This window comes from Micromonospora radicis (genome assembly GCF_003583405.1).
Classification (GTDB): Bacteria; Actinomycetota; Actinomycetes; order Mycobacteriales; family Micromonosporaceae; genus Micromonospora; species Micromonospora radicis.
This window is the reverse complement of sequence record NZ_QXEC01000014.1, coordinates 113,607-139,209: the sequence shown is the minus strand read 5'-3', so window position 1 is coordinate 139,209 and position 25,603 is coordinate 113,607. Positions and strand designations below refer to the sequence as shown.

The following is a 25,603-nucleotide window of genomic DNA, read 5'->3' as shown; positions in this document are numbered from 1 at the left end:
ACGTTCACTTACCGTTCCATGGCAGGAGTTCGATGATGCGTACCAGGGCACGATGGCTGTCGGCGGTCGCGGCGCTCGGCCTGCTGGCCGCGACGGCGCTCGCCCCGGCCGGCACCGCGCAGGCGGAGTCCAACGGCGGGGTGCGGGTGATGCCGCTCGGTGACTCCATCACCGAGGGCACCCAGATCCCCGGCGGGTACCGGATCGGCCTGTGGCAACGCCTGGTCGGCGGCCGATACACCGTCGACTTCGTCGGATCCCAGGTCAACGGGCCGGCCAGCCTCGGCGACCGGGACCACCAGGGGCATCCCGGCTGGCGCATCGACCAGATCGACGCCAACGTCGTCGGCTGGCTGAACGCCCAACGGCCACAGACCGTGCTGCTGCACATCGGCACCAACGACATCCTGCAGAACTACAACGTCAGCACCGCGCCGAACCGGCTCTCCACGCTGATCGACAAGATCACCAACACCGTCCCCGACGCGCAGGTGTTCGTCGCGCAGCTCATCACGATCACGAACACCAACCAGGCGGCGGCCGTACGCACCTTCAACGCGGCGATCCCGGGCATCGTGCAGAGCAAGGTCGCCGCGGGCAAGCGGGTGCACCTGGTGAACATGCACGCCGCGCTGACCACCGGCGACCTGATCGACGGCATCCACCCCACCGCCAACGGCTACGACAAGATGGCCGCGGTCTGGTACGCCGCGCTCCAGTCGGTGCCCGGCAGCATCGGCACCCCCGGCACCGGCGGCACGACCGGCGCGATCGTCGGCGCCCAGTCCGGTCGCTGCCTCGACGTGCCGGGCTACAGCACGGCCAACGGCACCCAACTACAGCTGTGGGACTGTCACGGCGGCACCAACCAGCAGTGGACCCACACGTCCGGCCGGGCGCTGACCGTGTACGGCAACAAGTGCCTCGACGCCGAGGGGTACGGCCTCACCCCGGGCACCCGGGTCACCATCTACGACTGCCACGGCGCGACCAACCAGCAGTGGAACGTCAACGCCGACGGCACCATCACCGGCGTACAGTCCGGCCTCTGCCTGGACGCCAACGCCGCCGGTACCGCCAACGGCACCCGGCTCGTGCTGTGGACCTGCAACGGTCAGGCCAACCAGCGGTGGAGCCGGCGGTAGGCGCCTGACGCGCCCCCGCCGGCCCCGGGCGGCCCACCGACCTCAGCGCGACTGGGCCTGAGGTCGGGCCGGGGCGGAACCGAAGGTGGTCAGGAAGCGGTCACGGAAGCTGTCCATCGTCCACACCGGGGCGTCGGCGTCCGGCGTCAGGCCCTCCTGCCAGCCCCAGTCGGCGATCCGCTCCAGCACCGCCGGATCCTTCGCGACCAGGTGGATCGGCACGTCCGGGCTGGGGTTGTCGCCGGTGACCACCGGTGCCGGCTGGTGGTCACCGACGAAGACCAGCACGGTGTCGTCGTCGCCGTAGGTCTCCAGGTAGGAGATCAGCGTACGCAGCGTGTAGCTCACCGCGTGCCGGTAGCCGGTGCGGGCCTGGGCCGTCGGGGTGCCGATGATGCCCTTGCGGAACACCTCACCGTCGTCGATGTCGTCCCAGTCCACCACCGACGGCACCTTGGTCCAGGGGGAGTGGCTGGAGACCAGGGCCAGCTCGGCCATCACCGGCCGATCCCGCGGCCCGACCAGCTCCCGCTGGTGGAACATGTGGATGGCGTACTGGTCCGGCATCGGGGAGAAGGCGAACTTCGGACCCTGGTAGCCGAGGTCGGGGCCGCCGTAGAACTGCTCGTAGCCGTAGAACTGCCCCTCCGGCCAGGCCTGGTTCACCGCCGGCATCACCCCGACCGTACGCCAGCCCGCGCTCTGGAAGGCGTCGCCGAGGGTGAACCGGTCGCTGGCGAGCAGGCTCTTGTGGCGCTGGTTGTTGTCGATCCACAGCCCGGACAGCAGCGTGGCGTGTGCCAACCAGCTGCCGCCACCGACCGTCGGCGAGGTGAGGAAGCCGCTGCGCGAGGAGAAACCGGCCGTCTGGAGTCGACCGGCGCCCTCGTCGAGCAGGCGCTGGACGGAGGCGAACTCCGGGTCGGAGACCGCGTCACGGCCGTAGCTCTCCACGAAGGCGATCAGCACGTTCTTGCCGCGCAGCGCGGTCAGCAACTGGTCGCCGGGGACGTCACGGAACGGGTCACGGCCCACCTCGGTCTCGAAGGCCGCGCGGTCGGTGATCCGTTCGTGCACCTCCATGACATGCTCGTACACCACCGCGCTGGCGTTGCTGTCGGCCACCAGCACCCCGGTCACGATCCGCGCCTGGAACACGGCGAGCAGCGCCCAGACCAGCACCAGCGACGCGACGACCCGGGTGGCGCCGGTGCGGTGCCGAACCAGCAGACGGGACAACCGGAGGGTGGACAGCGCGGTCAGGGTGGGCACCGACAGCAGCAGTAGCACCACGCCGACCGCGATCGCGATGGCGGCGGGCCGACCGATCGACTCGGCCACGAAGGCGAACGCATCGTCCAGCAGGGTCCAGTCCAGCACCAGGTCGAACGGGCGGCCCAGCGAGGAGTAGAAACCCAGATCGCCGATCTTCACCACCACGACCAGCCCGAGCAGCAGCCCGGCGCCGGCCGCGACCACCCGGCGGGGCCGGCCGGGTAGCGCGAGCAGCAGGGCCGCGAGCAGCAACGCCTCCAGCGGGATCCGCAGGAACGCGCCCGGCTGCATCCGCCACGGCTGGTTGGGCAGGGTGAAGGCGACCAGCACCAACACGGCGGCCAGCACCGTGACCACCCGGGCCGTCACCCGACGCCGCCGGCTCACCGGCGCCTGCGGTGCGTCGGCGCTCGTACCCTCGGGCGCCGGGGTCGGCGGCGCGGCGTCGGCTCCGGCCACGCGGATGGTCTCGTCGGTGCCCGCGGCGGGCACCGGATCGGCGATCGACAACTGGTTCTCCCGGGTCAGCGCAGCGACAGGACGGGCGCGGTCGGCAGGTCGCGGTCGTCGACCCGGTCGGCCAGCCGGATGCCGCGCGGCACCGTCGCGACGACGATGGTGGGCATCGTACGAGGCGCCCGATGCCGCCACAGCCAGACCACGTCCCGCCCGAACGACTCGACCAGCAGGCCGAGCGCCACCAGTAGCAGGAGCATCGTCACCGGCCCGGGCAGCAGCTCGGACGCGGCGACGACGAGCATGATCCCCTGGACCGCGGCGACCACCTTACGCCAGTACCGCGGGGGCAGCCGCGCGTCCATCCAGGGCAGCACCCAGCTCGCCGCGAGGAAGGCGTACCGGGCCAGGCCGATGACGAGTACCCAGGGCCCGACCGACGGAGCGAGGTAGAGGCACAGCATCAGCACCAGGACCGAGTCGACCTCCATGTCGAACCGGGCACCGAGCGCGCTGACCGTGCGGGTCCGGCGGGCCACCTTGCCGTCGACGGCGTCCAACGCCAGGGCCACGGCGGTCATCGTCACCAGCACCGCCACCGGCGCGGGACGGCCGGCGACCAGGGTGTCGACGATCAGCGCGGTGACCCCGCCCACCAGCAGTCCGCGGCCCATCGTGACCCAGTCGGCCGGGCCGAGTCGGCCCGAGCCGGCCCGCAGCAGCGCAACGCAGGTCACGGCGCCGTACGCCAGCCCCGCCGCCCAGCCCGCGAGGCCGAGGCCGACGGTCGCGGCGAGCCCCACCAGCAGGACAATCTGGACGATAAGCCCGATTTGCGGACCGGTTCGAACTGTGGACACCGTGCCTCCGTGTTTATGATCGACGACCCCTGTGGGGAGGTACGGAAAACATGACGGATCGGTTCGGTCCGGACGCAGGTGAGGAGAAATGCCGGTGACGCGAGCCGCCCGTGCCTTCTGGCTCCGCGCCCCGGGCGTGGGGGAGATCCGCCCGGTGACGCTACCCGAGCCGGGCCCGGACGAGGTGCGGGTACGCGCCCGGTACTCCGGGGTCAGCCGGGGCACCGAGACGCTGGTCTTCACCGGGCAGGTGCCGGCCAGCCAGTACGCGACGATGCGCGCCCCGTTCCAGGAGGGCGACTTCCCCGCCCCGGTCAAGTACGGCTACCTCAGCGTCGGCGAGGTCGAGCAGGGCCCGGCGCACCTGCGCGGACGTACCGTCTTCTGCCTGCACCCGCACCAGAGCGCGTACGTGGTGCCCGCCGACGCGGTCACCGTCGTACCGGAACGGGTGCCGGCGGCCCGCGCGGTGCTGGCCGGCACGGTGGAGACCGCCGTCAACGCGCTGTGGGACGCGCCGCCGCTGGTCGGCGACCGGGTCAGCGTGATCGGCGGCGGCATGGTCGGCTGCGCGGTAGCGGCCCTGCTGACCCGCTTCCCGGGCGTGCGGGTGGAGTTGGTCGACACCGACCCGGCCCGCGCCGAGGTGGCCGCCGCGCTCGGCGTCGACTTCGCCGCACCCGAGACCGCCACCGGCGGACGCGACCTGGTGGTGCACGCCAGCGCCACCGCCGCCGGCCTGCAACGCGGCCTGGATCTGCTCGCGCCCGAGGGCACCGTGCTCGAACTGAGCTGGTACGGCGACCGGCAGGTGCAGCTGTCCCTCGGCGCGGCGTTCCACTCCGGACGGCTGGCCATCCGCAGCAGCCAGGTCGGCACGGTCGCCCCCGCCCGCCGCGGCAGCCGCAGCTACGCCGACCGGATGGCGCTCGCCCTCGACCTGCTCGCCGACCCGGCGTTCGACGCGCTGCTCACCGGCCGGTCACCCTTCGCCGAACTGCCCGACGTCCTGTCCCGACTCAGCACCGGCGACCTGCCGGCGCTGTGCCATCTCATCACCTACGACGGGGAGTGACTCCGTGTTCAGCGTTACCGTCCGTGACCACATCATGATCGCCCACAGTTTCCGCGGCGACGTCTTCGGCCCCGCCCAACGGCTGCACGGCGCGACCTTCGTGGTCGACGCCACCTTCCGCCGCCCCGACCTCGACGCCGACGGCATCGTGGTCGACATCGGACTCGCCACCGACCAGCTCAAGGCCGTGCTCGCCGAACTGAACTACCGCAACCTCGACGACGAGCCCGCCTTCGCCGGCACCAACACCACCACCGAGGTACTGGCCCGCACCATCGCCGACCGCCTCGCCGACCGGGTGCGCGCCGGTGACCTCGGCCCCGGCGCCCACGGCCTGACCGGCCTCACCGTCACCCTGCACGAGTCCCACGTCGCCTGGGCCAGCTACGAACGGTCGCTGCCGGCTGCGGGCGCCGGGGACACCGCCTGACGTGCCCACCCTGCACGTGATCCTGCCCGGCGACATCGACGACCCGGCGGCACCCAGCGGCGGCAACGGCTACGACCGCCGGATCTGCGCCGGACTCGTCGACGCCGGCTGGACGGTACGCGAACACGCCGTACCGGGCGCCTGGCCGCAGCCGGCGCCGGCCGAGCACACCCGGTTGGCGGAGGTCCTCGCCGGACTGCCCGACGACGCCCTGGTGCTCGTCGACGGCCTGGTCGCCTCGGTGGTCCCCGACGCGCTCACCGCGCACGCCCGACGGCTGCGGCTGGTCCCGCTGGTGCACCTGCCCCGCGACGACGACACCGAGGCGCGGGCCCTCGCGGCGGCCCGCACCGTCGTGGCCACCAGCGCCTGGACCCGTGACCGACTGCTGCGCCGGTACGCGCTGGCGCCCGCCCGGGTGCACGTCGCCGCCCCCGGGGTGGACCCGGCGCCCGCGGTGACCGGCTCACCGACCGGCTCGGCGCTGCTCTGCGTCGCCGCGGTCGCCGCGCACAAGGGCCACGACGTGCTGGTCGAGGCGCTCGCCGCGGTACCCGACCCGCACTGGACGCTGACCTGCGCCGGCCCGCTGCACCGGGAACCGGCGTTCGTGGACCGGCTCCGCGACCGGATCGCCGGCCACCGGCTCGGCGACCGGATCCGGCTGGCCGGTCCGCTGGTCGGTGACCGGCTCGCCGCCGCGTACGCCGCCGCCGACCTGCTGGTGCACCCGTCGCGGGGCGAGACGTACGGGATGGTGGTCACCGAGGCGCTGGCGCGCGGCATCCCGGTGCTCGCCACGGCGGTCGGCGGCCTGCCCGACGCCCTTGGGTACGCGGCCGGTGAACGCCCCGGACTGCTGGTGCCGCCCGAGGACCCGGACGCCCTGGCCGACGCGGTACGCCACTGGCTGACCGACGCGACGCTGCGCGAGCGCCTGCGCCGGGCCGCCCACCTGCGCCGGGCCGCCCTCGACGACTGGACCAGCACCACCAACCGGATCACCACGGCCCTCAGGGAGGCGACGGCGTCATGACCGAACACCAGGTGGTAGCGGCACCGCCCATCGAACTGCCGCCGGACTTCGCACAGTGGCTGGCCCTGCGCGAGCCGGCCGACGTGGCGGCCCGCGCGGCGGACCTGGTCGACGCCGTCCGCGTCACCCTGACCGGCGACGGACCGTACGTCGTGCACGACCTCGGCGCCGGCACCGGATCGTTGGGCCGCTGGCTGGCGCCGCTGCTGCCCGGCCCGCAGCACTGGATCCTCTACGACCAGGACCCGGACCTGCTGGCCCGGGCCCGCGCCGGGATGCCCGCCACCGCCGCCGACGGCTCCCCGGTGACGGTGGCCACCCGCCAGGGCGACCTGACCCGGCTGACCGCCGCCGACCTGGCCGGCGCGGCCCTGGTCACCGCCTCGGCACTGCTCGACATGCTGACTGCAGCCGAGATCGACCGTCTGGTCGCGGCCAGCGCCGGGGCCCGCTGCCCGGCGCTGTTCCTGATCTCGGTGACCGGCACGGTGCGGCTGACCCCGGCCGATCCGCTGGACGACGAGATCGGCGCCGCGTTCAACGCCCACCAGCGCCGTGCGGCGGGCGGCCGGCGGCTGCTCGGCCCGGACGCCGTCGACGCCTGCGCCGACGGGTTCACCCGGCACGGGATGACGGTGCGGACCCGGCCCAGCCCGTGGCGGCTCGGCCCGGCCCAGGCCACCCTCGCGGCGCGGTGGTTCACCGGCTGGCTGGCCGCCGCCTGCGAGCAACGCCCCGAGTTGACGGAGATCACCCGCGAGTACGCCCGGCGTCGACTCGCCGAGGCTGACGGGGGCCGACTCGGGGTACTGGTCGAGCACACCGACCTGTTGGCCTTGCCTGATTGAACCGGCGGCCCGCCGGTTACGTGCGTACAGTCAGGGAAGATCACCATGCCGGGGGAGGGTCGCGTGGGGGGTGAAGCTGGTGCCGTCGCGCCCACGGCCGCCCCGGCGGGCCGCAACCGCTGGGGCTGGCTGCAGCCGGCGCTCGGGCTCGCCGTACTGGTGGGGCTGCTGGGCTGGCTGGGCACCGGGCCGTTCCTGGCCGGCCTGCGGCTGATCGACGCCGCCGCGCTGGCCGCCGCGCTCGCCCTCGGCGCGCTCAGCACCGTCTGCGTCGCCTGGCGGTGGCGCCTGGTCGCCGAGGGGCTCGGCGCCCGGCTGCCGCTGCGCGACGCCGTCGCGCACACCTACCGGGCGATCTTCCTCAACGCCACCCTGCCCGGCGGGATCCTCGGTGACGTGCACCGCGCGGTGCGCCACGGCCGGGACGTCGGCGACGTCGGCCGGGGCATCCGGGCCGTGGTGTGGGACCGCGTCGCCGGCCAGGTCGTGCTGATCGCCGTCGCGGTCGTCCTGCTGTTCGCCTTCCCGTCGCCGGTCCGGCCGTACCTGCCGGTGGCCACCGGGATCGTGGTGGCCGTGTTCGTCGCGCTGGTGCTGGCCGCCCGGCTGCTGCCGGACTCCGGCGCCTCCCGGGTCACCCGCACGCTGGTCACTGCCGTGTCCGACGTCCGCGCCGGACTGCTGGGCCGGCGCTCCTGGGCCGGCGTGCTGCTCGCCTCCGCGCTGGCGGTCGCCGGACACCTCGCCACGTTCCTGGTGGCTGCCCGCACCGCCGGCTCCACCGCCCCACTGAGCCTGCTCCTACCGCTGACCCTGCTGGCCCTGCTCGCGATGGGAGTGCCGGCCAACGTGGCCGGGTTCGGCCCCCGCGAGGGGGTGGCCGCGTGGGCGTTCGCCGCCGCCGGCCTGACCGCCGCCGAGGGGGTGGCCACCGCGACGGTGTACGGCGCCCTGGTGCTCGTCGCGAGCCTGCCCGGAGCCGCCGTGCTGCTGGCCCGACGTGTCCGTGTACCCGCCACCGTCTGACGAGGAGACCCATGTCCGAATCACTGCCTGTCGCCACCATCCGGACGCAGGTCACCGTGCCGCTGCGGTTCCCCGACGGCTACACCACCACCGCCCGGCTGCACACCTTCGACGGGTTGGTCGACGGCCGGGAGCACCTCGCGTTCGCCCTCGGTGACCACGCCGGTAGCACCGGGGCGGTGCCGCTGGTCCGCCCGCACAGCGAATGCCTCACCGGTGACGTGTTCGGCAGCCAGCGGTGCGACTGCGGCCCGCAGCTGCGCGAGGCCGTGCAGCGCATCGCCGAGGTCGGCGGGTACCTGCTCTACCTGCGGCAGGAAGGACGCGGCATCGGCCTGTACGCCAAGCTCGACGCGTACGCGCTGCAGGACGCCGGGCTGGACACCTTCGAGGCCAACGTCGCCCTCGGTCACGCCGAGGACGAACGGGACTACACCGTCGCCGCGCAGATGCTCGCCGCCCTCGGCGTCGGACCGATCGCGGTACTGAGCAACAACCCGGAGAAGACCGAGCAGCTCACCCGGCTCGGCATCACGGTGACCGAGCAGGTACCCACCGGTGTGTTCCTCTCCCCGGCCAACGCCGACTACCTCGCGGCGAAGGCCAGCCGCGCCGCCCGTACCGTCGACCTTCCGTTCGTCCGGTGACCGCCTCCGCCGTACCGCACCGGCCGTACGTGGTGCTCAGCTGCGCGACCTCGATCGACGGCTACATCGACGACGCCACCGACGAACGGCTGCTGCTGTCCAACGACGCCGACCTCGACCGGGTCGACGAGGTCCGGGCCGGCTGCGACGCGATCCTGGTCGGCGCCGGCACGGTCCGCCGCGACGACCCCCGGCTGCTGGTGCGCTGCGACCGCCGCCGGGCCGACCGGGTCGCCCGTGGACTGCCGGAGTCCCCGATCCGGGTGACCGTCACCGGCTGCGGCGACCTGGACCCGGCGGCCCGGTTCTTCACCGTCGGCGACACCGAACGGATCGTCTACAGTGCCGGCGCGGCGGTGGAGAAGACCCGGCACCGGCTGGGGGAGCGGGCCACCGTGGTCGACGCCGGTGACCCGGTGGACCTGACCCGCGTCCTGACCGACCTGGCCGACCGGGGGGTACGCCGGCTGCTCGTGGAGGGCGGCGCGGTGGTGCACGGCCAGTTTCTCACCGCCGGGCTCGCCGACGAACTGCACCTGGTGGTCGCCCCGTTCTTCGTGGGCGACCGCCGGGCGCCGCGGTTCGTCGGCGACGGCCACTTCCCGTGGCACTCCGCCCGCCGCGCCCAGGTGGTCGAGGCCCGTCAGATCGGCGACGTGGTGCTGACCCGCTACGCCCTGTCCCAACGCTGCGAGATCGCCTGAGCCGGCAGGTCGATCATCCCGGTGCGACGGTGGGATCCCGGCGCGGTCGACACCGCCGTAACGGCGGCTCGGTTGCCCCGGTCACCCGGCGGGCCGGTCGAGGAACATCAGCCGGGCCCGCTTGTGCGGCAGGTCGACCAGTGGGCCCTCGACGAAGCCGGCCCGCCGCAGCCGGGCGATCGCCTTGTCGTTGCGGGCGTCCGGCTCCATCACCAGCCGCAGCCGGCCCGGGTCGGTGAAGACGAACGCGACGAACTCGCCGAGCAGCGTGCCGGTGAAGCCCGGCTCGGGTCGCACCGGCGTACCGATCAGCAGGTGGCCGCCGTGGTCGCCGGGGCGGACCGGGTAGACCTCGCCGAGCGGGTCGTGTTCGGGCTGGTAGGTCTGGAACAACGCCACCGGTTGCCCGTCGCGCAGGGTCAGCCAGGCGTGGTGGGTGGGTAGCGAGTCGACGTACCGGTAGATCTCGGCGACCCGGTCGCGGTCGGCGTCGCGCATCCCCCAGAAGCGGGCCCGTTCCTGGCTGGTCCAGCCGTGGATGACCTCGGCGTCGGCGTCCGGGTCGACCGGCCGGAAGGCGACCACACCGAAACCGGGGACGTGCCGCTGGTGGTGGTGCCGGTCAGTCATCGTGCTCCTCGGTCAGCCGATCCCAGTCGCAGGTCACCTCGACCAGCTCGCCACGCAGCCACACCGGCAACTGGTCGTCGCGGTGCGGCCCGGCACCGGTCGCGCCGAGCGGCACCACCCACCGGCTGTCCGCGCGCCGCCCCAGATCCCACACGTATCGGGCCGCCGGCCCCCGCGAACACAGGTCGGTCAGGCCGGGCACACTGGCGGTGGCCAACACGCAGTCGTGGTCGCCGGAGAGTTCCGGCCCGGCCGGTGCGGCCGGATCGGGCAGCGCCCGCCACGGCGCCAGCCGGTGCCGCTGCCCCCAGCGGCGGGGGTCGTCGGTGGCGGCGACCTCCTCGGCGGCGGCCCGCAGCAGCGCGTCGCGGTCCAGTCCGGGTAGGTCGGCGTGCAGCAGCGGCAACACCGCGTACCCGACCCGGGGCAGCAGGGCCAGCCAGGGTCCGAACACCTCCGGGTGGGCCGGCGGTTCGGCCAGCACGGCCAGTGTCGGGTGGGCGGCCAGCCGGCGGACCACCGCGGCCCGCAGGTCGGCGAAGCGGGCCGCGTCGACGCTGTCGGCGTCCATCCGGCGGTCCCAGCGCAGCAGTCGGTCGCGCAGCGCGGTCGCCGCGCTGCTCAGCCCGGCCACGTCGGCGAGCAGCTCCAGTAGCGGTCCGGCCGCCGCCAGCCGGGTGTCGGTGTGTACGACGCCCAGCTGCTCCGGCCGCCAGTCGGTGCGGGCGGTCAGCAGCGCACGGATCCGCTCGGCCCGGTACGGCGGGGCGAACTCCACCCCGAGCCCGGCGGAGATGCCCCGTTCGTTGGCCATCACCGCCACCTGCCCGACCGGGGACTTCGGCATCGGGTGCCAGCCCCGCCAGGCGTACGCCTCGTCCCAGCCCGGCACCACCCGCACCCCGTTGTCGGGATGGCGGCGCGGCACCCGGCCGGCGACCCGGTGCAACAGCCCACCGGCGGTGTCGGCGGCCAGCACCACGTTCACCGGCTCCACCCAGCCGTCCAGGGCCGCGTCCACGTCGTCGACGGTGCGGGCGCGCAGCAGCGCCGGCAGGACGGCGAAACCGAGTTCGCCGGTGACCCGGGGCGGATGACGCAGGCTGACCGTGAGGTCGGGATGCTCGTCCGGGCCACCGGAGATCACCGGCCCCCGCTCGGTCTCGATCACCTCGACCTCGACCGGCGGCGCACCGGCCACCTCGATCGTCTCGACGTGCCGGTGTACCGGCCGCCACCCGCGCGGCCCGTACGCCTCGACCCGGCCGTCCCGGCGGCGCAGCCGCTCGGCGTACGCGTCCTGGTAGTCGGCCATCGCGTTGGTGATCGCCCAGGCGACCTGTCCGGCGTGGCCGAAGTGCGCGATGCCCGGCACCCCGGGCACGGCGAAGCCGAGCACGTCGTACTCCGGGCAGGCCAGCCGGATCTGCTGGTAGATGCCGGGGGCCTCGATGAACCGGTGCGGGTCACCGGCGATCAGCGCCGCGCCGGTGGCGGTCCGCCCGGCGGGCAGCAACCAGCCGTTGCTGCCCGAGGCGACGGGACCGTCGACGGCGAACAGCCCGGCGGCGGCCGGACCGAGCCGGCGGATCACGTGCTCCCGCCAGAGCTTGCCGGGGAAACCGGCGAAGAGCACGTGGTGGGTGAGCCAGAGCGCCAGCGGCGTCCACGGCTGCCAACGTCCGGGGGTCAGCCCGGTGGCGGCGAACTCCGGTGCCCGCTGCGCCCCGGCGGCCAGGCCGGCGTTGACCCCGTCGACGTACCGGCCCACCCAGCGGGCGGTGGCCGGGTCGAGGGCGGCGTGGCAGCGCCGGGCGGTGTCGTCCAGCCGGACCCGACGGGCGAAGGCGTCCCAGCCGACCGCGTCCGGGCCGAGGAAGGTCGCGCTGGTGCCCTGCGAGCGGTGCCGCTCCACCTCGATCTGCCAGGCCCGGTCCAGCGCGGTGACCCGACCCTGGGCGAAGGCCAACGCCTCGTGGTCGTCGGCGGCCAGGTGCGGGATCCCGTACGCGTCGCGGTACCTCCGCCCGCTCATGCCCGCCCTCCGTGCTGCCGCGCGCGGGTGCGGGCGGCCGGGACCACCAGCGGGGTGCCGGTCTCCGGGTCGTCGATGACCCGGCAGGGCAGCCCGAAGACCTCCTCGACCAGTTCGGCGGTGACGATCCGGCCCGGTTCACCGGCGGCCACCACCTGCCCACCGCGCATGGCGATCAGGTGGGTGGCGTAGCGGGCGGCGTGGTTGAGGTCGTGCAGCACCGCGACCAGCGTACGGCCCTGCTCCTCGTGCAGCCGGGCGCACAGGTCGAGCACCTCGATCTGGTGGGCGATGTCCAGATAGGTGGTCGGCTCGTCGAGCAGCAGCAGCGGGGTCTGCTGGGCCAGCGCCATCGCCAGCCAGACCCGTTGCCGTTGGCCGCCGGAGAGCTCGTCGACCAGCCGGTCGGTCAGGTCGGCGACGCCGGTGGCGGCCATCGACTCGGCCACGATCCGTTCGTCGTCGCGGGACCACTGCCGCAGCAGCCCCTGGTGCGGGTAACGACCCCGGGACACCAGCTCCGCCACGCCGATGCCGTCGGGTGCGGTCGGTGACTGGGGCAGCAGACCGAGGGTACGGGCCACCGCCCGGGCGGGTCGCCGGTGGATGTCCTCGCCGTCCAGCAGCACCGCGCCCGCCGCCGGCTTGAGCAGCCGGGACAGGGCCCGCAGCAGGGTCGACTTGCCGCAGGCGTTCGGGCCGATGATGACCGTGAACGAGCGGTCGGGGACGGCGACGGTCAGGTCGTCGGCGACGACGCGCCGCTCGTAGGCGAGCCGTAGCCCGCTGCCACCCAGCCGGGAGGTCATGCTGGTCGCTCCGTTCTCGTCGATGGTGCTCACAGCCGGCCCGCCCGGCGTTCGGTGGCCAGTAGCCAGACCAGGTAGCCGCCGCCGAGTACCCCGGTCACCACACCGACCGGCAGCTGCTGGGGGAAGATCCGCTGCGCCATCTGGTCGGCGACGACGAGGATCAGCGCGCCGACGACCGCGGCCGGCAGCAGGTTGGTGCCCGGCGCCCGGGTCAGCCGGCGGGCCAGGTGCGGTGCGGTGAGGGCGACGAAGGACACCGGGCCGGCGGCGGCGGCCGACAGCGACACCAGCAGCACCGCCGCGGCGAGCAGGACCATCCGCAGCCGGGCCACCGGTACGCCCAGCCCGCTGGCCGCGTCGTCGCCGAGTTCGGTCATCCGCAGCGCCGGCCCGCAGGCCAGCAGCACCGGCACCGTCACCGCGAGCGCGACCAGCAGCGGCCCGGCGTCGGACCAGCCGCGACCGTCGAGGCTGCCGGTGAGCCAGAGCATCGCCCGGGCCGCCTCCATCAGTGGCGCCCGGGTCAGCAGGTAGCCGTTGACCCCGGTCAGGATGGCCGACACGCCGATCCCGACGAGCACCAGCCGGTAGCCGTGCACCCCGCGCCGCCAGGCGACCAGGTAGATCAGCAGGCCGGTGACCACGCCACCGGCGGCGGCGGCCCCGGCCAGGGCGGTGCTGCCGCCGCCGACCACCACCACGAGCAACGCGCCGGTCGCCGCGCCCTGGGTGAAGCCGAGCACGTCCGGGCTGCCCAGCGGGTTGCGGACCAGCGCCTGGAACACCGCGCCGGCCAGCCCGAGGGCGGCACCCACGGCCAGCGCGGTGACCAGCCGCGGCAGCCGCAGTTCGACGACGATGAACTGCTCGGCGGCGCTGCCGCCACCGGTCAGGGTGCGCAGCACGTCGGCCGGTGACATCGGATAGTCGCCGTGGCCGACGGCCAGCACGCCGACGGCGAGCGCGAGCAGCGTACCGACCGCGCCGACGGTGAGGGCGCGGGCGTGCACCCGCAGGGAGAAGCCGCCCGGGGTACGGATCACGATCATGGCCGGGCCGTCCTGGTCCGGGTCACCAGCCAGAGGAAGAGCGGCCCGCCGAGCACGGCGGTGACCAGCCCCACCTGCAACTCGCCGGGGCGACCGAGCACCCGGCCGAGCACGTCGGAGCCGAGCAGCAGCACCGGGGCGAGCAGCGCGCAGTACGGCAGCAGCCAGCGCAGGTCGGGCCCGGTGAGCACGCGTACCAGATGCGGCACCAGCAGCCCGACGAAGACCAGCGGCCCGCAGGCGGCGGTGGCGGCGCCGCAGAGCAGGGTGATGGCGACGATCACCGCGGCCCGGATCAACGCCGGCCGGGCGCCCAGGGCGCGGGCGCTGTCGTCGCCCAGGGCGAGCGCGTTGAGCGGGCGGGCGGCGGCCAGCGCGGCCAGCAGTCCGACCGCGACAAACGGCAGTACCCGCCGCACGGTGTCCTCGTCGGCACCGGCCAGCGAGCCGACCGTCCAGAACCGCAGCCGCTCCAGGCCGGCCGCGTCGAGCAGCATCACCGCACTGACGTAGGAGTAGAGGGCCGCGTTGAGTGCGGCACCGGCCAACGCCAACCGGGCCGGGGTGGCGGTGCGGCCACCGCCGACGGCGTACACCCCGACGGTGACCGCGGCGGCGCCGGCCAGCGCGAACCAGATCTGGCCGGCGCCCGCGCCGACGCCGAACAGCAACGCGGCGGTGGCGATCGCGGCGGCCGCACCGGCGTTGATGCCGAGCAGGCCGGGGTCGGCGAGCGGGTTGCGGGTCAGTGCCTGCATCGCCGCGCCGGCCACCCCGAGCGCGGTGCCGGCGAGCAGGCCGAGCAGGGTGCGGGGCAGCCGCATCTCGTGCACCACGGCGTACTCGGCGGCGGTGGGGTCGGTGAGCGCCGGCCACACCTGTGCCAGCGGGATCGGCTTGGCGCCGACGGCGATGCTGAGCACCACGACCGCGACCAGCGCCAGGGCCGCGGCACCGAGACCGGCGGCACGGTAGGCGGCACGACGCGACGGCGGTGGTGGTGGAGCCCGGTGCGGCGTTTCGTGGGGTGGCGACTCGATGACGGACAGTGTGAACTCCAGTGTGGTGCGAAACGCCGAGCGGGACTTGACAGGCAGTTAGGTTAGGTTAGCCTAACCCCGGCTGTCCATGGCCACCCTGGACCCTGATCGAAAGACGACGCCATGCCTGATCCCGTTTCCGTACGCCGCCTCTCCCGCCGGGGGCTGTTCGCCGCCGGTGGCGCCGCCGCCCTCGCCGCCGTGCTCGCCGGCTGCGGCCGGGACGACACGGCAAACCCCAGCAGTGGTAACAGTTCCGGGCCGTGGTCGTTCACCGACGACCGCCCCGAGACGGTCACCGCGCAGGCCCGCCCCGGCCGCGTGGTGGCCTTCACCGGGTCGGCCGCCGCGCTGGTCGATTTCGGACTGGGGCAGGAGGTGGTCGGCGTCTTCGGCGAGACCAAGAAGTCCGATGGCAGCAAGGAACCGCAGGCCGGCGACCTCGACGTCGAGAGCGTGGAGATCCTCGGCAACGTCTGGGGCGAGTTCAGCGTCGAGAAGTACGCCGCACTGCGCCCGGAACTACTGGTCACGCACATGTACGACCCGGGCGCCTACTGGTACGTCCCGGACGAGAGCAAGGACAAGATCCTTCCGCTGGCGCCGGTGGTGACCATCACCACCGCCCGGGTACCGATGACCAAACCGATCGAGCGCTACGCCCAGCTCGCCGAGTCCCTCGGCGCCGACCTGTCCGCCCCGAAGGTCACCGACGCCAAGGCGCGCTTCGACGCCGCCGCCGAGGCGGTGCGCCAGGCGGTCAAGGCCAACCCCGGCATCAAGGTGATGGCCGCCTCCGGCAGCCCCGACCTGTTCTACGTCTCCAACCCCAAGGTCAGCACCGACCTGATGTACTTCGCCGAACTCGGCGTCGACATCGTGGTGCCCACCAAACTCGAAGCCGGCGACTACTTCGAGGCGCTCAGCTGGGAGAACGCCGGCAAGTTCCCGGCCGACCTGATCCTGCTCGACAACCGCAGCACCGCTCTGCAACCGGCCGACCTGACCGCCAAGCCCACCTGGAAGCAACTGCCCGCCGTGCAGGCCGGCCAGGTGACCGGCTGGGACGCCGTACCCCGCTTCTCGTACGCCGGGGCGGCCCCGCTGCTGGAGAACCTCGCCACCGCGATCCAGGGCGCGAAGAAGCTCACCTGAGCCGCCACGGGCGACCGGTGTGAACCGACCCACCGGTCGCCCCCCACCCCGCACCGACCGCAGCACCCGCCGCCGCGCGCCGCGCCGGCGGCGGGTTCCGGCTGCCCGAGAACCGATCCGCCGAGCGTGGAGGACAGTCCATGACCCTGCCGGTGCCCACCGCGACGCCGACCCGGCCCGCATCCGCCCGAGCCCACCTGTTCAACGACGGCACAGCCGACGACTACCGCGCCGCGGTCACCGCCGGCATGGACCGGGTGGCCCGGCGCGTCGCCGAGGCGACCGGACCGTTCACCGGCGTACGCCCGGAGCAGTTGGCGCCGCTGGTGGACGCGATCGACCTGGACCGGCCGCTGCGCGACACCACCGCCGCCCTCGACGAACTCGACGAGGTGTACCTGCGCGACGCCGTCTGGTTCCACCACCCGCGCTACCTGGCGCACCTCAACTGCCCGGTGGTCATCCCGGCCCTGCTCGGCGAGGCCGTGCTCAGCGCCGTCAACTCCTCAATGGACACCTGGGACCAGAGCGCCGGCGCAACCCTGATCGAACGACGCCTGATCGACTGGACCGCCGCCCGGATCGGCCTCGGCCCGGCCGCCGACGGCGTGTTCACCAGCGGCGGCACCCAGTCCAACCTGCACGCGCTGCTGCTGGCCCGGGAGGAGGCCCTGGCCGGGGCGAGCCCGACCGACCGGCGGATCCTGCTGCCCCAGCTGCGGATCATCACCTCGGCCGCCGGCCACTTCAGCGTGCAGAAGGCCGCCAAGCTGCTCGGCCTGGCCCCGGACGCGGTAGTGGTGGTGCAGACCGGCCCGGACCGGCGGATGCGCGCCGGAGCCGTCCGCCACGAGGTCACCCGCTGCCGGCGCGCCGGCCTGACCGTGATGGCCGTCGTCGCCACCGCCGGCACCACCGACTTCGGCACCATCGACCCGCTCGACGAGATCGCCGAGGTGTGCGCCACCGCCGGCGTGTGGCTGCACGTCGACGCCGCGTACGGCTGCGGGTTGTTGGTCTCGCCGACCCGCCGGCACCAGCTCGACGGCATCGAGCGGGCCGACTCGGTGACCGTCGACTACCACAAGTCGTTCTTCCAGCCGGTCAGCTCCAGCGCCGTGCTGGTCCGCGACCGACGTACGCTGCGGCACGCCACCTGGCACGCCGACTACCTCAACCCGGCCCGGGCGGTCGCCGAACGCATCCCCAACCAGGTCGACAAGAGCCTGCAGACCACCCGCCGCTTCGACGCCCTCAAACTCTGGCTGACCCTGCGGGTGATGGGTCCGGACGCCGTCGGCGAACTGTTCGACGAGGTCTGCGACCGGGCCGCACAGGCGTGGGAACTGGCCGCGGCCGACCCCCGCTTCGAGGTGCTCACCCGCTCGGCGCTGAGCACGGTGGTGTTCCGCTGGCGGCCCGCCGGCACCCCGGCGGACCTGGCCGACGCGGCGAACCTGCACGCCCGGGCGGCGCTGGCCGCCTCCGGCCTGGCCGTGGTCGCCGGCACCCGGGTCGACGGCCGGCAGTACCTCAAGTTCACCGTGCTGAACCCCGCCACCGGCAGCGACGACGTCGGGTACGTGCTGGACCTGATCGCCGAGCACGCCGGCCGGTACGCGCACACCCACGCCGTACCCGCCGTCGACCTCACCTGCCCGGTCGGCTGAGCATGCCGACCCCGCACCCGAGCCTGGAGGGCCGGATGGAAAGCCACGACTTCATCGGGATCGGCCTCGGCCCGTACAACCTGGGCCTGGCCTGCCTGACCGCGCCGCTCACCGAACTCGACGGGCTGTTCCTGGAGGCCCGCGACGACGTCTCCTGGCATCCCGGCATGCTGCTGGAGTCGGCCCGCCTGCAGACCCCGTTCCTGGCCGACCTGGTCACCCTGGCCGACCCCACCTCGCCGTACTCCTTCCTCGCCTACCTCAAACAGATCGGCCGGCTCTACCCCTTCTACATCCGGGAGAGCTTCTTCCCGCTGCGCGCCGAGTACGACGCGTACTGCCGGTGGGCCGCCGCGCAGCTGCCCAACCTGCGCTTCGGCCACCAGGTCACCGCCGTCGAGTACGACCCGACCGACGACCGGTACGTCGTCACCGCCACCGTCGACGGCGGCACCGTCACCCACCGGGCCCGGCACCTGGTGCTCGGCACCGGCACCCCGCCGCACCTGCCGGCGGCCTGCGCCGGGCTGGACTCCGACGCGGTGCACAACTCCCGATACCTGGAACACCGCGACGAGCTGCGGGCCAAACGCAGCATCACCGTCGTCGGCAGCGGGCAGAGCGCCGCCGAGATCTACCACGACCTGCTCGCCGACATCGACACGTACGGCTACCAGCTGAACTGGGTGACCCGCTCACCCCGGTTCTTCCCGCTGGAGTACACCAAGCTGACCCTGGAGATGACCTCACCGGACTACGTGGACTACTTCCACGCCCTGCCCGAGCCGACCCGCTACCGGCTCGAAGCCGAGCAGAAGGGGCTGTTCAAGGGGATCTCCGCCGACCTGGTCAACGACATCTTCGACCTGCTCTACGCCCGCAGCGTGCCCGGCCCGGTGAACACCCGGCTGCTGACCAACACCGAACTGACCGGCGTCACCCACGACCCGGCCACCGGCCGGCACACCCTGCGGCTGCACCACGTCGAGCAGGGACGGGAGCACCTGCTGGACACCGAGGGGCTGGTGCTGGCCACCGGCTACCGCTACCAGCTGCCGGCCTTCTGCGACCCGATCCGCGACCGGCTGCGCTTCGACGGCCACGGCCGCCTCGACGTGGCCCGCAACTACAGCGTCGACCACACCGGACGGGGTGTCTTCCTGCAGAACGGCGGCACCCACACGCACAGCATCACTTCACCGGACCTCGGCATGGGCCCGTACCGCAACGCCTGGATCATCCGCGAACTGCTCGGCCGCGAGGTCTACCCGATCGAGAAGTCGATCACCTTCCAGGAGTTCGGGGTACCCGCGTGAACGGCCCCGTGTACACCCGCACCGATCCGGTGCTGGGCGAGTTCGCCCTGCGTACGCTCGACGTGGCCGCCGACGCCCCGCTGCTGCACCGGTGGGTCACCCACCCCAAGGCGACCTTCTGGCTGATGCAGGACGCCGACCCGGCCCGGGTCACCGAGGAGTACCGGCGCATCGCCGCGCACCCGCACCACGACGCCTTCCTCGGGCTGTGGCGTGGCCGACCCGCCTTCCTCGCCGAACGGTACGACCCGGCCCAGGTCGAGCTGGTCGGGCTCTACGACGCCCGGCCCGGCGACGTGGGCATGCACTTCCTCTGCGCGCCCACCGAGACCCCGGTGCACGGCTTCACCCGCGCCGTGCTCACCACCGTGATGTCCTGGCTGTTCGCCGACCCCGACACCGCCCGGGTGGTGGTCGAGCCGGACGTCGGCAACACCGCCGTGCACGCCCTCAACGCCGCCGTCGGCTTCGACGTGCTCGGCCCGATCGCCAAGCCGGAGAAGCAGGCCCTGCTCAGCATCTGCACCCGCGAGCGGTTCCTCGCCGCGACCCGTAGCCAAGGAGCAACGCTGTGACCACCACCGACCGGCAATCCGATCCTGCACGGACGCGGGACTCCGCCGCGCCGCGTTCCTGCTGCTCACCGGTGGGCCACCTGCGGCCGCAGACCTGGGAGCGGGCCAACCGGCTGCTGGTCCGCAAGGCCCTCGCCGAGTTCGCCCACGAACGGCTGATCACCCCCGAACCGGAGGGCCCGGCCGCCGACCCCGCCGGCCGACGGTGGTACGCGGTGACCAGCGACTCCGGCGCGGTGCGCTACCGGTTCACCGCCCGGCTGCGCACCCTGGAGCACTGGGACATCGACCCGGACAGCATCACCCGGCACCGTGCCGACGAGCCGCTGCCGCTGGACGCCGTCGACCTCTGCCTCGACCTGCGCGACGCGCTCGGCCTCACCGACCGGATCCTGCCGGTCTACCTGGAGGAGATCAGCTCCACCCTGGCCGGCATCGCCTACAAGCTGGACCGGGCCCTGCCGACGGCGGCCAAGCTGGTCGAGGCCGACTTCCAGACCGTCGAGACGTCGATGACCGAGGGGCATCCCTGCTTCGTGGCCAACAACGGTCGCCTCGGCTTCGGCGTCGACGAGTACCACCGCTACGCCCCCGAGGCCGCCCGGCCGGTGCGCCTGGTCTGGCTGGCCGCCCACCGCGACCACGCCACCTTCAGCAGCGCCGCCGACCTCGACTACGACGGACTGCTCCGGGCCGAGCTGGACGAGGCGACACTGGCCCGGTTCACCTCGACCATGGCCGCCCTCGGCCTGGACCTGGCCGACTACCTGCTCATCCCGGTGCACCCCTGGCAGTGGTGGAACAAGCTGTCGGTCACCTTCGCCGGTGAGGTGGCCCGCCGTCGACTGGTGCACCTCGGCGAGGGCACCGACGACTACCTCGCCCAGCAGTCCATCCGCACCTTCTTCAACGTCAGCGCGCCGCACCGGCACTACGTCAAGACGTCGCTGTCGGTGCTGAACATGGGCTTCATGCGGGGACTGTCGGCGGCGTACATGGAGGCCACCCCGGCCATCAACGACTGGCTGGCCGACCTGATCGCCGCCGACGAGGTGTTCCAGCAAACCGGGCTGACGATCATCCGGGAGCGGGCCGCCGTCGGCTACCGCAACCGGCAGTACGAGGCCGCCACCGACCGCTACTCGCCGTACCGGAAGATGCTGGCCGCGCTCTGGCGGGAGAGCCCGGTGCCCACCCTGGCCTCCGGCGAACGGCTGGCCACCATGGCGTCGCTGCTGCACGTCGACGCCGACGGCCGGTCCTTCGCCGCCGAACTGATCACCGCCTCCGGGCTGGCACCGGCCGAATGGCTACGCCGCTACCTGCGCGCCTACCTGACCCCCCTGCTGCACGCCTTCTACGCCTACGACCTGGCGTTCATGCCGCACGGCGAGAACGTCATCCTGGTGCTGCGCGACCACACCGTACAGCGGGTGATCTTCAAGGACATCGCCGAGGAGATCGTGGTGATGAGCACCGAGGCGACCCTGCCTCCGGCGGTCGAACGGATCCGCGCCGACGTGCCGGAGGACATGAAGCTGCTGTCCATCTTCACCGACGTCTTCGACTGCTTCTTCCGCTTCCTCGGCGCCACCCTCGCCGACCAGGGCATCGCCGACGAGGAGACCTTCTGGCGTACGGTCGCCGACTGCGCCACCGACTACGCCGCCCGGGTACCGCAGCTGGCCGACCGGCTGGCCCGCTACGACCTGTTCGCCCCCGAGTTCGCCCTGTCCTGCCTGAACCGGCTGCAACTGCGCGACAACCAGCAGATGGTCGACCTGGCCGACCCGTCGGCCGCCCTGCAACTCGTCGGCGCGCTGGCCAACCCGCTCGCCCGGTTCGCCACCACGTCCGGGTAGCCGGCGCGGGGGTGGGGTTGCCCCTAGGCGACGCGCTCAGTCGCGGGCCAGGTCGGCCAGGTCGCGTTCCAGCAGTTCGGCCAGCAGGGTGTGCCGACCGGGGTCGTTGTCGACGGTGATGCCCCGGCTGGGCATCTCCACGGTCATCAGCAGGTGCAGGTGCATCCGGTACAGCGCCAACCGGCGGCGTATCCCGGCGTCGAACACCAGCGCGCCGCCGGTGGCGGCGGCGTAGCCACGCAGGAACGGGTGGTCCGGCTCGTCCTCGGCACGGCGGAACAGCAGCGGGGAGACCAGGTCGAGCAGCGGGTCGCCGTAAAGGAACCGTTCGCCGTCGACCAGGCCGCACATCCGGTACGTGCCGGTGTCGTCGGGCGCGGCCAGCACGTTGCCGTCCCAGCAGTCGAAGTGCAACAGGGCCGGTCGGCGTACCTGGTCGAGCAGGTCGCCGTGCCGGGCGACCAGCCCGCGGAACCGTTCCGGCGGGGCGGGCAGCGCCACGTCCCAGTCGGCGGCGTCGGCGAGCAGGTCGTCGATGACCGCCGCGAACGCGGCCCGCCAGGTCGACCCGGCGGCCCGGCCGCCGTCGTAGCCGAACCGGTCGCCGGTGATCCGGTGCACGGCGGCCACCGCCGCACCCAGGTCGGCGCGGGCCTCGGCGTCGGCACCGTCCAGGTCGGGCAGGGCCCGGCCGGGCAGCCGGGTGGTGAACAGCCACTCGCCGAGGTGGTGGTTCCGACCGTGGTGCAGCACCTGCGGCACCGGCACTCCCGGTGCGCCCTCGGCGACCCGCCGGAAGTAACGGGCCTCGGCGGCCAGCAGGTCCGTCTCGTAGCGCAGTAGTCGTGCCGTGGGCGGCGGGGCCACCTTGAGTACGACCGCGCGATCATCGTCGAGGTGGACCCACCACACCGCGGCGAAGCCGCCACCGGACAACGGTCCGCAGTCGATCACTCGGTGGTCGGGGCCGAACGAGGCGCGCACGAAGTCGACCACGTCATCGGGGGAGAGGGTCCGTTGGGTGGGACTGGGCCTCGACACCCGACCAGGGTATGTGGCCGGTGGCCCGCTGTCCGACCCGTGCCGGGCCCGGGGCCGCACTCACCTTGGGCGGCCCCGGGCCCGTCGCCGTCAGCCGTCGGTGACCACGCCGGTCAGTACCTCGGGCAGCACCGGACTGCCAGCGATGCCGTACACCTGCAGCTCGACCAGTTCGTCCGGCTCGACAAGCGCATCGGTGATCGTCGGTATGGAGAACTCGCCGGCGGTCGCGTCCGGGGGGATGAACAGGGACGGATACAGCCAGCTCTGCGACAGCGGCCGGGACGGCTCCACCGAGTCGTAGGCGTTCTGGGCGTACCAGTCCGGGTCCACGTCGGTGGTGGACAACTCCACACCGTCGGCCGGAGCCGTCGGCAGGTAGTACGCGAAGATGCCCGCCTCGGTCGGCGCGGACGTGGTGAAGCGCCAGCTCAGCGTCGTGCCCTCGGCGACCCGTACCGAGCTGGACTCGACGGAGACGCCCGGGTCCGGGTCGTCGTTGACGACCGCGAGCCCTCCGTGGTAATCACCGACCACGACGCCCCGCTCCGCCTTGGCGAGCAGCGTGTGCCGCTCGGTGTAGTTCCACACCGTGTCACCGACGACCTCGACCGGCACCCGGACACTGCGCTGACCCGGACGCACGGTGGCCAGCCAGGATCGCTGCGTGAACGCCACTTCGTCGGACAGGAACAGCCGTACCACACCGTTGCCGCTGCCCGTCACGTTCACCGGGATCTCGTACGTCTTCGCGCCGGAGTCGCCCTCGCGGACCTGGAGGGTGCCGACGTCGATCCGTGGCAGGCGCGGTGCGCCCGGGTCGGGCGTGCCCGGCTGCCAACCCCACGCGTCGAGCAGCCAGGCGCGGCCGGACGCGGTACGCGGGGTGAGTTCGATGGCGGCCAACCGGGCGGGTGCGCCCTTGAGCGGCACCCGTACCTCCTGCGCCCAGTACGAGGTCGTGTAGTCGGTGCCGGGCAGGCCGTCGATCCGTACCTCACCCAGCCGGCTGCGCCGGCCGTCCACCCCGACGACGGTGACGTCCAGCCTCGTCCCGGTCGTGTTGGGTGGCACGATGACGCGCATCGCCAGCGCACCGGCACCGGCCACGGTGACCGGCCGTGCCGGGGCCAGCCGGATCGGCCGCCCGGCGGCCGACCAGCTCAACGCCGCCGCGTACCGGTCGGGCTCGGGGCCGGACCAGAATGGCATGAAGTGTGCCAGCAGCGCGTTCGGGTCGGCCGGATCGAGGCAGGAGCGTTCCGCGTCGTCGCTGACCTGGTCGCAGATCCGCGCTCCACCGGACAGCCTCGTCGACGGATCCGGGACGATCAACGGTGTGCGGTTGCCGCCGAGGGCGTGACTGAACACCCGGGCCGGGTCGGCCGAGGGTGCCCGCCGGCCACTGCCGTCCAGCAGCGGCCGAATCCGGTCGTCGCCGCCGACGAAGAGCCGCGCGGCGGCGGCGATGTAGGTCGCGCCGAGATTCTGCTGTTGGGCCGGGGTGAGCCGGGTCGGGGTACCGGGGGAACAGACCGGGTCGTGCTCGCCACCGGAGGACCACTCGAAATCGTCCTCGGAGGGCGCTACCGACTGCCCGGGCGTCCACTCGGTGTTGAAGAAGTTGTGGTTGGCGCCCACCACGTACAGCGCGCTGCGCAGCGCCCGACTGCGGCTGACGCCCCGGGTCGCGTCCACGTACAACTGGCCCGGGAGGTCGTAGACGTCACCGTCACAGCCGGGCAGGATCGTCACCGACGGGACGTCCGGCACCGGGTTGTGGCCGTAGATGGTCGGACCTATCAGCATCATGCCGCGGATCGTCCAGCGGACTCGACCGGAATAGCCGTCGTTCGCGGCCGGCGGCGGGGTGAGCGAGTCCATCGCCGCGCGGTTGACGCCCTCGCCACCGCGGGAGTGGCCCATCAGGAACACCTGCGACAGGTCGGCGCGCGGCGCGGCACGCACGATCGCCGGGGCGCCGGCCCGGCCGGAGCCGGCCCAGTCGGCCCACTTGCCCAGGTGCAGCCGCACGAGTGCGGAGCGGGCCTGGGCGCCGCCGTCCTCGGGCTCCCAGTCCTGGGCGTTGATCCCGTTGGCCGAGATGGACACCGTCACGTAGCCCTGCGAGGCGAGCAGCCGCTGTGCCTGGAGGTAGCCACGGTGACTCGGCACCGGCTCGGCCCCGGTCGGGCAGGGCCACACCAGCGGCACGGTCACGTCGCCGCGGTAGCAGCTGACGTGCCGCCCGTGCAGGAACAGGGCGAGGGGCCGGGCACCGGAGGCACCCTGCGGCGCGACCACCACCGCCCGCATCTCGACCTTCTCCGGGAAATCGGGCAGCTTGACGGCGGGCAGATCGTACTCCCCGGTGATGTGCCGGTAGGGACCGGCGAGTCCGGGGTCGACGCTGCCGGCCGGCAGTGGGCCGGGCGTGGCGGTGACCGGCGGGGCGCGGCGCGGACTGCGTGGTGCAGGCTGGTCGAGCCGCCTGCCGCCGGCCCGCACCGTCAACTCGTCCAGCCGGACGGGCCCGTCGAGCCGGAGGCTGAAGGTCCGGCCGTCCGGGTGCGGACGGACCCGACCGAGTCGCTCGTCGCCCGACCAGAACTCGACGGCGGCAGCGCCCATGGGCACCCGCTTGTCCGAACGCCAGGTCAGCTCTCCACCGGTCATCGACCAGCCATGGGTCGCCGGTTGGGTCGCCGGGCCGCCCGCCGGGCCGCCCGGCGGGGCGGCCACCGCCACCCCGGCCACCCCGGCCACCCCGGCCGCGCCGGTCACCAGCGCCATGGCCAGCACAGCCGACATCAGGAATCTACGCATGCGCTGATGTCTATCTCACTCGCGCAACTCGGCAGCGCGAGGTTGATTCGTTAATCGCGAGGGTTAATAAGGGGCCCTTGCTATGCACGA

Annotated in this window: 21 protein-coding genes and 1 pseudogene; 13 read left to right on the top strand and 9 right to left on the bottom strand. The window is 73.4% G+C overall.

What is annotated here, in order from left to right:
• Positions 1 to 35 precede the first annotated feature (35 nt).
• Positions 36 to 1,145 carry a ricin-type beta-trefoil lectin domain protein gene (locus tag D2L64_RS16315; RefSeq protein WP_119577477.1) on the top strand — a complete coding sequence of 370 codons (1,110 nt, stop codon included), beginning with the start codon at positions 36 to 38 and terminating at the stop codon, positions 1,143 to 1,145.
• 42 nt (positions 1,146 to 1,187) lie between these two features.
• Here D2L64_RS16315 and D2L64_RS28520 read toward each other — a convergent pair whose 3' ends face one another.
• Both D2L64_RS28520 and D2L64_RS28605 read right to left on the bottom strand, forming a co-directional pair.
• Entirely contained in the window at positions 1,188 to 2,930 is a 1,743-nt protein-coding gene (locus D2L64_RS28520) for a sulfatase-like hydrolase/transferase (RefSeq protein WP_456080979.1), read from the bottom strand.
• 14 nt (positions 2,931 to 2,944) lie between these two features.
• Positions 2,945 to 3,736, bottom strand: a complete 792-nt coding sequence (locus D2L64_RS28605; protein ID WP_119577412.1) for a CDP-alcohol phosphatidyltransferase family protein — start codon at positions 3,734 to 3,736, stop codon at positions 2,945 to 2,947.
• A gap of 94 nt (positions 3,737 to 3,830) precedes the next feature.
• On the opposite strand from D2L64_RS28605, the gene D2L64_RS16300 reads away from it, so the two are divergent.
• Genes D2L64_RS16300 through D2L64_RS16270 form a run of 7 tightly spaced genes read left to right on the top strand, consistent with a single transcriptional unit; the run spans position 3,831 to position 9,502 of the window.
• Positions 3,831 to 4,811, top strand: coding sequence for a zinc-dependent alcohol dehydrogenase (locus tag D2L64_RS16300; RefSeq protein ID WP_119577473.1), 981 nt, complete (start codon positions 3,831 to 3,833; stop codon positions 4,809 to 4,811).
• A 4-nt stretch (positions 4,812 to 4,815) separates the two neighbouring features.
• Complete coding sequence (locus D2L64_RS16295) at positions 4,816 to 5,241, top strand: 6-pyruvoyl trahydropterin synthase family protein (protein ID WP_119577410.1); 426 nt, start codon at positions 4,816 to 4,818, stop codon at positions 5,239 to 5,241.
• Position 5,242: 1 nt separating this feature from the next.
• On the top strand, positions 5,243 to 6,277 hold the full coding sequence (locus D2L64_RS16290; protein ID WP_199714560.1) for a glycosyltransferase family 4 protein: 1,035 nt from the start codon (positions 5,243 to 5,245) through the stop codon (positions 6,275 to 6,277).
• Complete coding sequence (locus tag D2L64_RS16285) at positions 6,274 to 7,125, top strand: class I SAM-dependent methyltransferase (protein WP_119577408.1); 852 nt, start codon at positions 6,274 to 6,276, stop codon at positions 7,123 to 7,125. Before D2L64_RS16290 ends, D2L64_RS16285 begins: the two co-directional genes overlap by 4 nt.
• 45 nt (positions 7,126 to 7,170) lie before the next feature.
• Positions 7,171 to 8,151, top strand: a complete 981-nt coding sequence (locus D2L64_RS16280; protein ID WP_119577406.1) for a lysylphosphatidylglycerol synthase domain-containing protein — start codon at positions 7,171 to 7,173, stop codon at positions 8,149 to 8,151.
• Positions 8,152 to 8,162: 11 nt separating this feature from the next.
• Complete coding sequence (locus D2L64_RS16275; RefSeq protein WP_119577404.1) at positions 8,163 to 8,798, top strand: GTP cyclohydrolase II; 636 nt, start codon at positions 8,163 to 8,165, stop codon at positions 8,796 to 8,798.
• Complete coding sequence (locus D2L64_RS16270) at positions 8,795 to 9,502, top strand: RibD family protein (protein ID WP_119577402.1); 708 nt, start codon at positions 8,795 to 8,797, stop codon at positions 9,500 to 9,502. Before D2L64_RS16275 ends, D2L64_RS16270 begins: the two co-directional genes overlap by 4 nt.
• Positions 9,503 to 9,583: 81 nt before the next feature.
• On the opposite strand, the gene D2L64_RS16265 is transcribed toward D2L64_RS16270, so the two are convergent.
• From D2L64_RS16265 to D2L64_RS16245, 5 genes and pseudogenes are all read right to left on the bottom strand, one after another.
• A complete protein-coding gene (locus D2L64_RS16265) occupies positions 9,584 to 10,132 on the bottom strand; it encodes a GNAT family N-acetyltransferase (protein ID WP_119577400.1) in 549 nt (182 codons plus the stop codon).
• Positions 10,125 to 12,167 carry a penicillin acylase family protein gene (locus tag D2L64_RS16260; protein WP_119577398.1) on the bottom strand — a complete coding sequence of 681 codons (2,043 nt, stop codon included), beginning with the start codon at positions 12,165 to 12,167 and terminating at the stop codon, positions 10,125 to 10,127. Before D2L64_RS16260 ends, D2L64_RS16265 begins: the two co-directional genes overlap by 8 nt.
• Positions 12,164 to 12,976, bottom strand: coding sequence for an ABC transporter ATP-binding protein (locus D2L64_RS16255; protein ID WP_119577469.1), 813 nt, complete (start codon positions 12,974 to 12,976; stop codon positions 12,164 to 12,166). Before D2L64_RS16255 ends, D2L64_RS16260 begins: the two co-directional genes overlap by 4 nt.
• Before the next feature lie 29 nt (positions 12,977 to 13,005).
• On the bottom strand, positions 13,006 to 14,028 hold the full coding sequence (locus D2L64_RS16250; RefSeq protein ID WP_119577396.1) for a FecCD family ABC transporter permease: 1,023 nt from the start codon (positions 14,026 to 14,028) through the stop codon (positions 13,006 to 13,008).
• Positions 14,025 to 15,121, bottom strand: a pseudogene (locus D2L64_RS16245) (FecCD family ABC transporter permease). The gene D2L64_RS16250 and the pseudogene D2L64_RS16245 overlap by 4 nt, the downstream one beginning before the upstream one ends.
• Before the next feature lie 70 nt (positions 15,122 to 15,191).
• On the opposite strand from D2L64_RS16245, the gene D2L64_RS16240 reads away from it, so the two are divergent.
• The 5 genes from D2L64_RS16240 (at position 15,192) to D2L64_RS16220 (ending at position 21,646) form a co-directional block, all read left to right on the top strand.
• Positions 15,192 to 16,223 (top strand): ABC transporter substrate-binding protein, encoded by a 1,032-nt coding sequence (locus D2L64_RS16240; protein ID WP_119577392.1) that lies wholly within the window; start codon positions 15,192 to 15,194, stop codon positions 16,221 to 16,223.
• A 140-nt stretch (positions 16,224 to 16,363) separates the two neighbouring features.
• Positions 16,364 to 17,893, top strand: a complete 1,530-nt coding sequence (locus D2L64_RS16235; RefSeq protein ID WP_119577390.1) for a pyridoxal phosphate-dependent decarboxylase family protein — start codon at positions 16,364 to 16,366, stop codon at positions 17,891 to 17,893.
• A 35-nt stretch (positions 17,894 to 17,928) separates the two neighbouring features.
• Complete coding sequence (locus D2L64_RS16230) at positions 17,929 to 19,209, top strand: lysine N(6)-hydroxylase/L-ornithine N(5)-oxygenase family protein (RefSeq protein ID WP_119577467.1); 1,281 nt, start codon at positions 17,929 to 17,931, stop codon at positions 19,207 to 19,209.
• Entirely contained in the window at positions 19,206 to 19,784 is a 579-nt protein-coding gene (locus D2L64_RS16225; RefSeq protein ID WP_119577388.1) for a GNAT family N-acetyltransferase, read from the top strand. Before D2L64_RS16230 ends, D2L64_RS16225 begins: the two co-directional genes overlap by 4 nt.
• Positions 19,785 to 19,855: 71 nt before the next feature.
• A complete protein-coding gene (locus tag D2L64_RS16220; RefSeq protein WP_119577465.1) occupies positions 19,856 to 21,646 on the top strand; it encodes an IucA/IucC family protein in 1,791 nt (596 codons plus the stop codon).
• 36 nt (positions 21,647 to 21,682) lie between these two features.
• Here the strand turns inward: D2L64_RS16220 and D2L64_RS16215 are convergent, their stop codons facing one another.
• Together D2L64_RS16215 and D2L64_RS16210 are read right to left on the bottom strand one after the other, a co-directional pair.
• The gene (locus tag D2L64_RS16215; protein ID WP_119577386.1) at positions 21,683 to 22,687 is read right to left on the bottom strand and encodes an aminoglycoside phosphotransferase family protein; all 1,005 of its coding nucleotides are present in this window, start codon (positions 22,685 to 22,687) and stop codon (positions 21,683 to 21,685) included.
• A gap of 90 nt (positions 22,688 to 22,777) precedes the next feature.
• On the bottom strand, positions 22,778 to 25,513 hold the full coding sequence (locus tag D2L64_RS16210; RefSeq protein ID WP_119577384.1) for a S9 family peptidase: 2,736 nt from the start codon (positions 25,511 to 25,513) through the stop codon (positions 22,778 to 22,780).
• Positions 25,514 to 25,603: the final 90 nt, after the last annotated feature.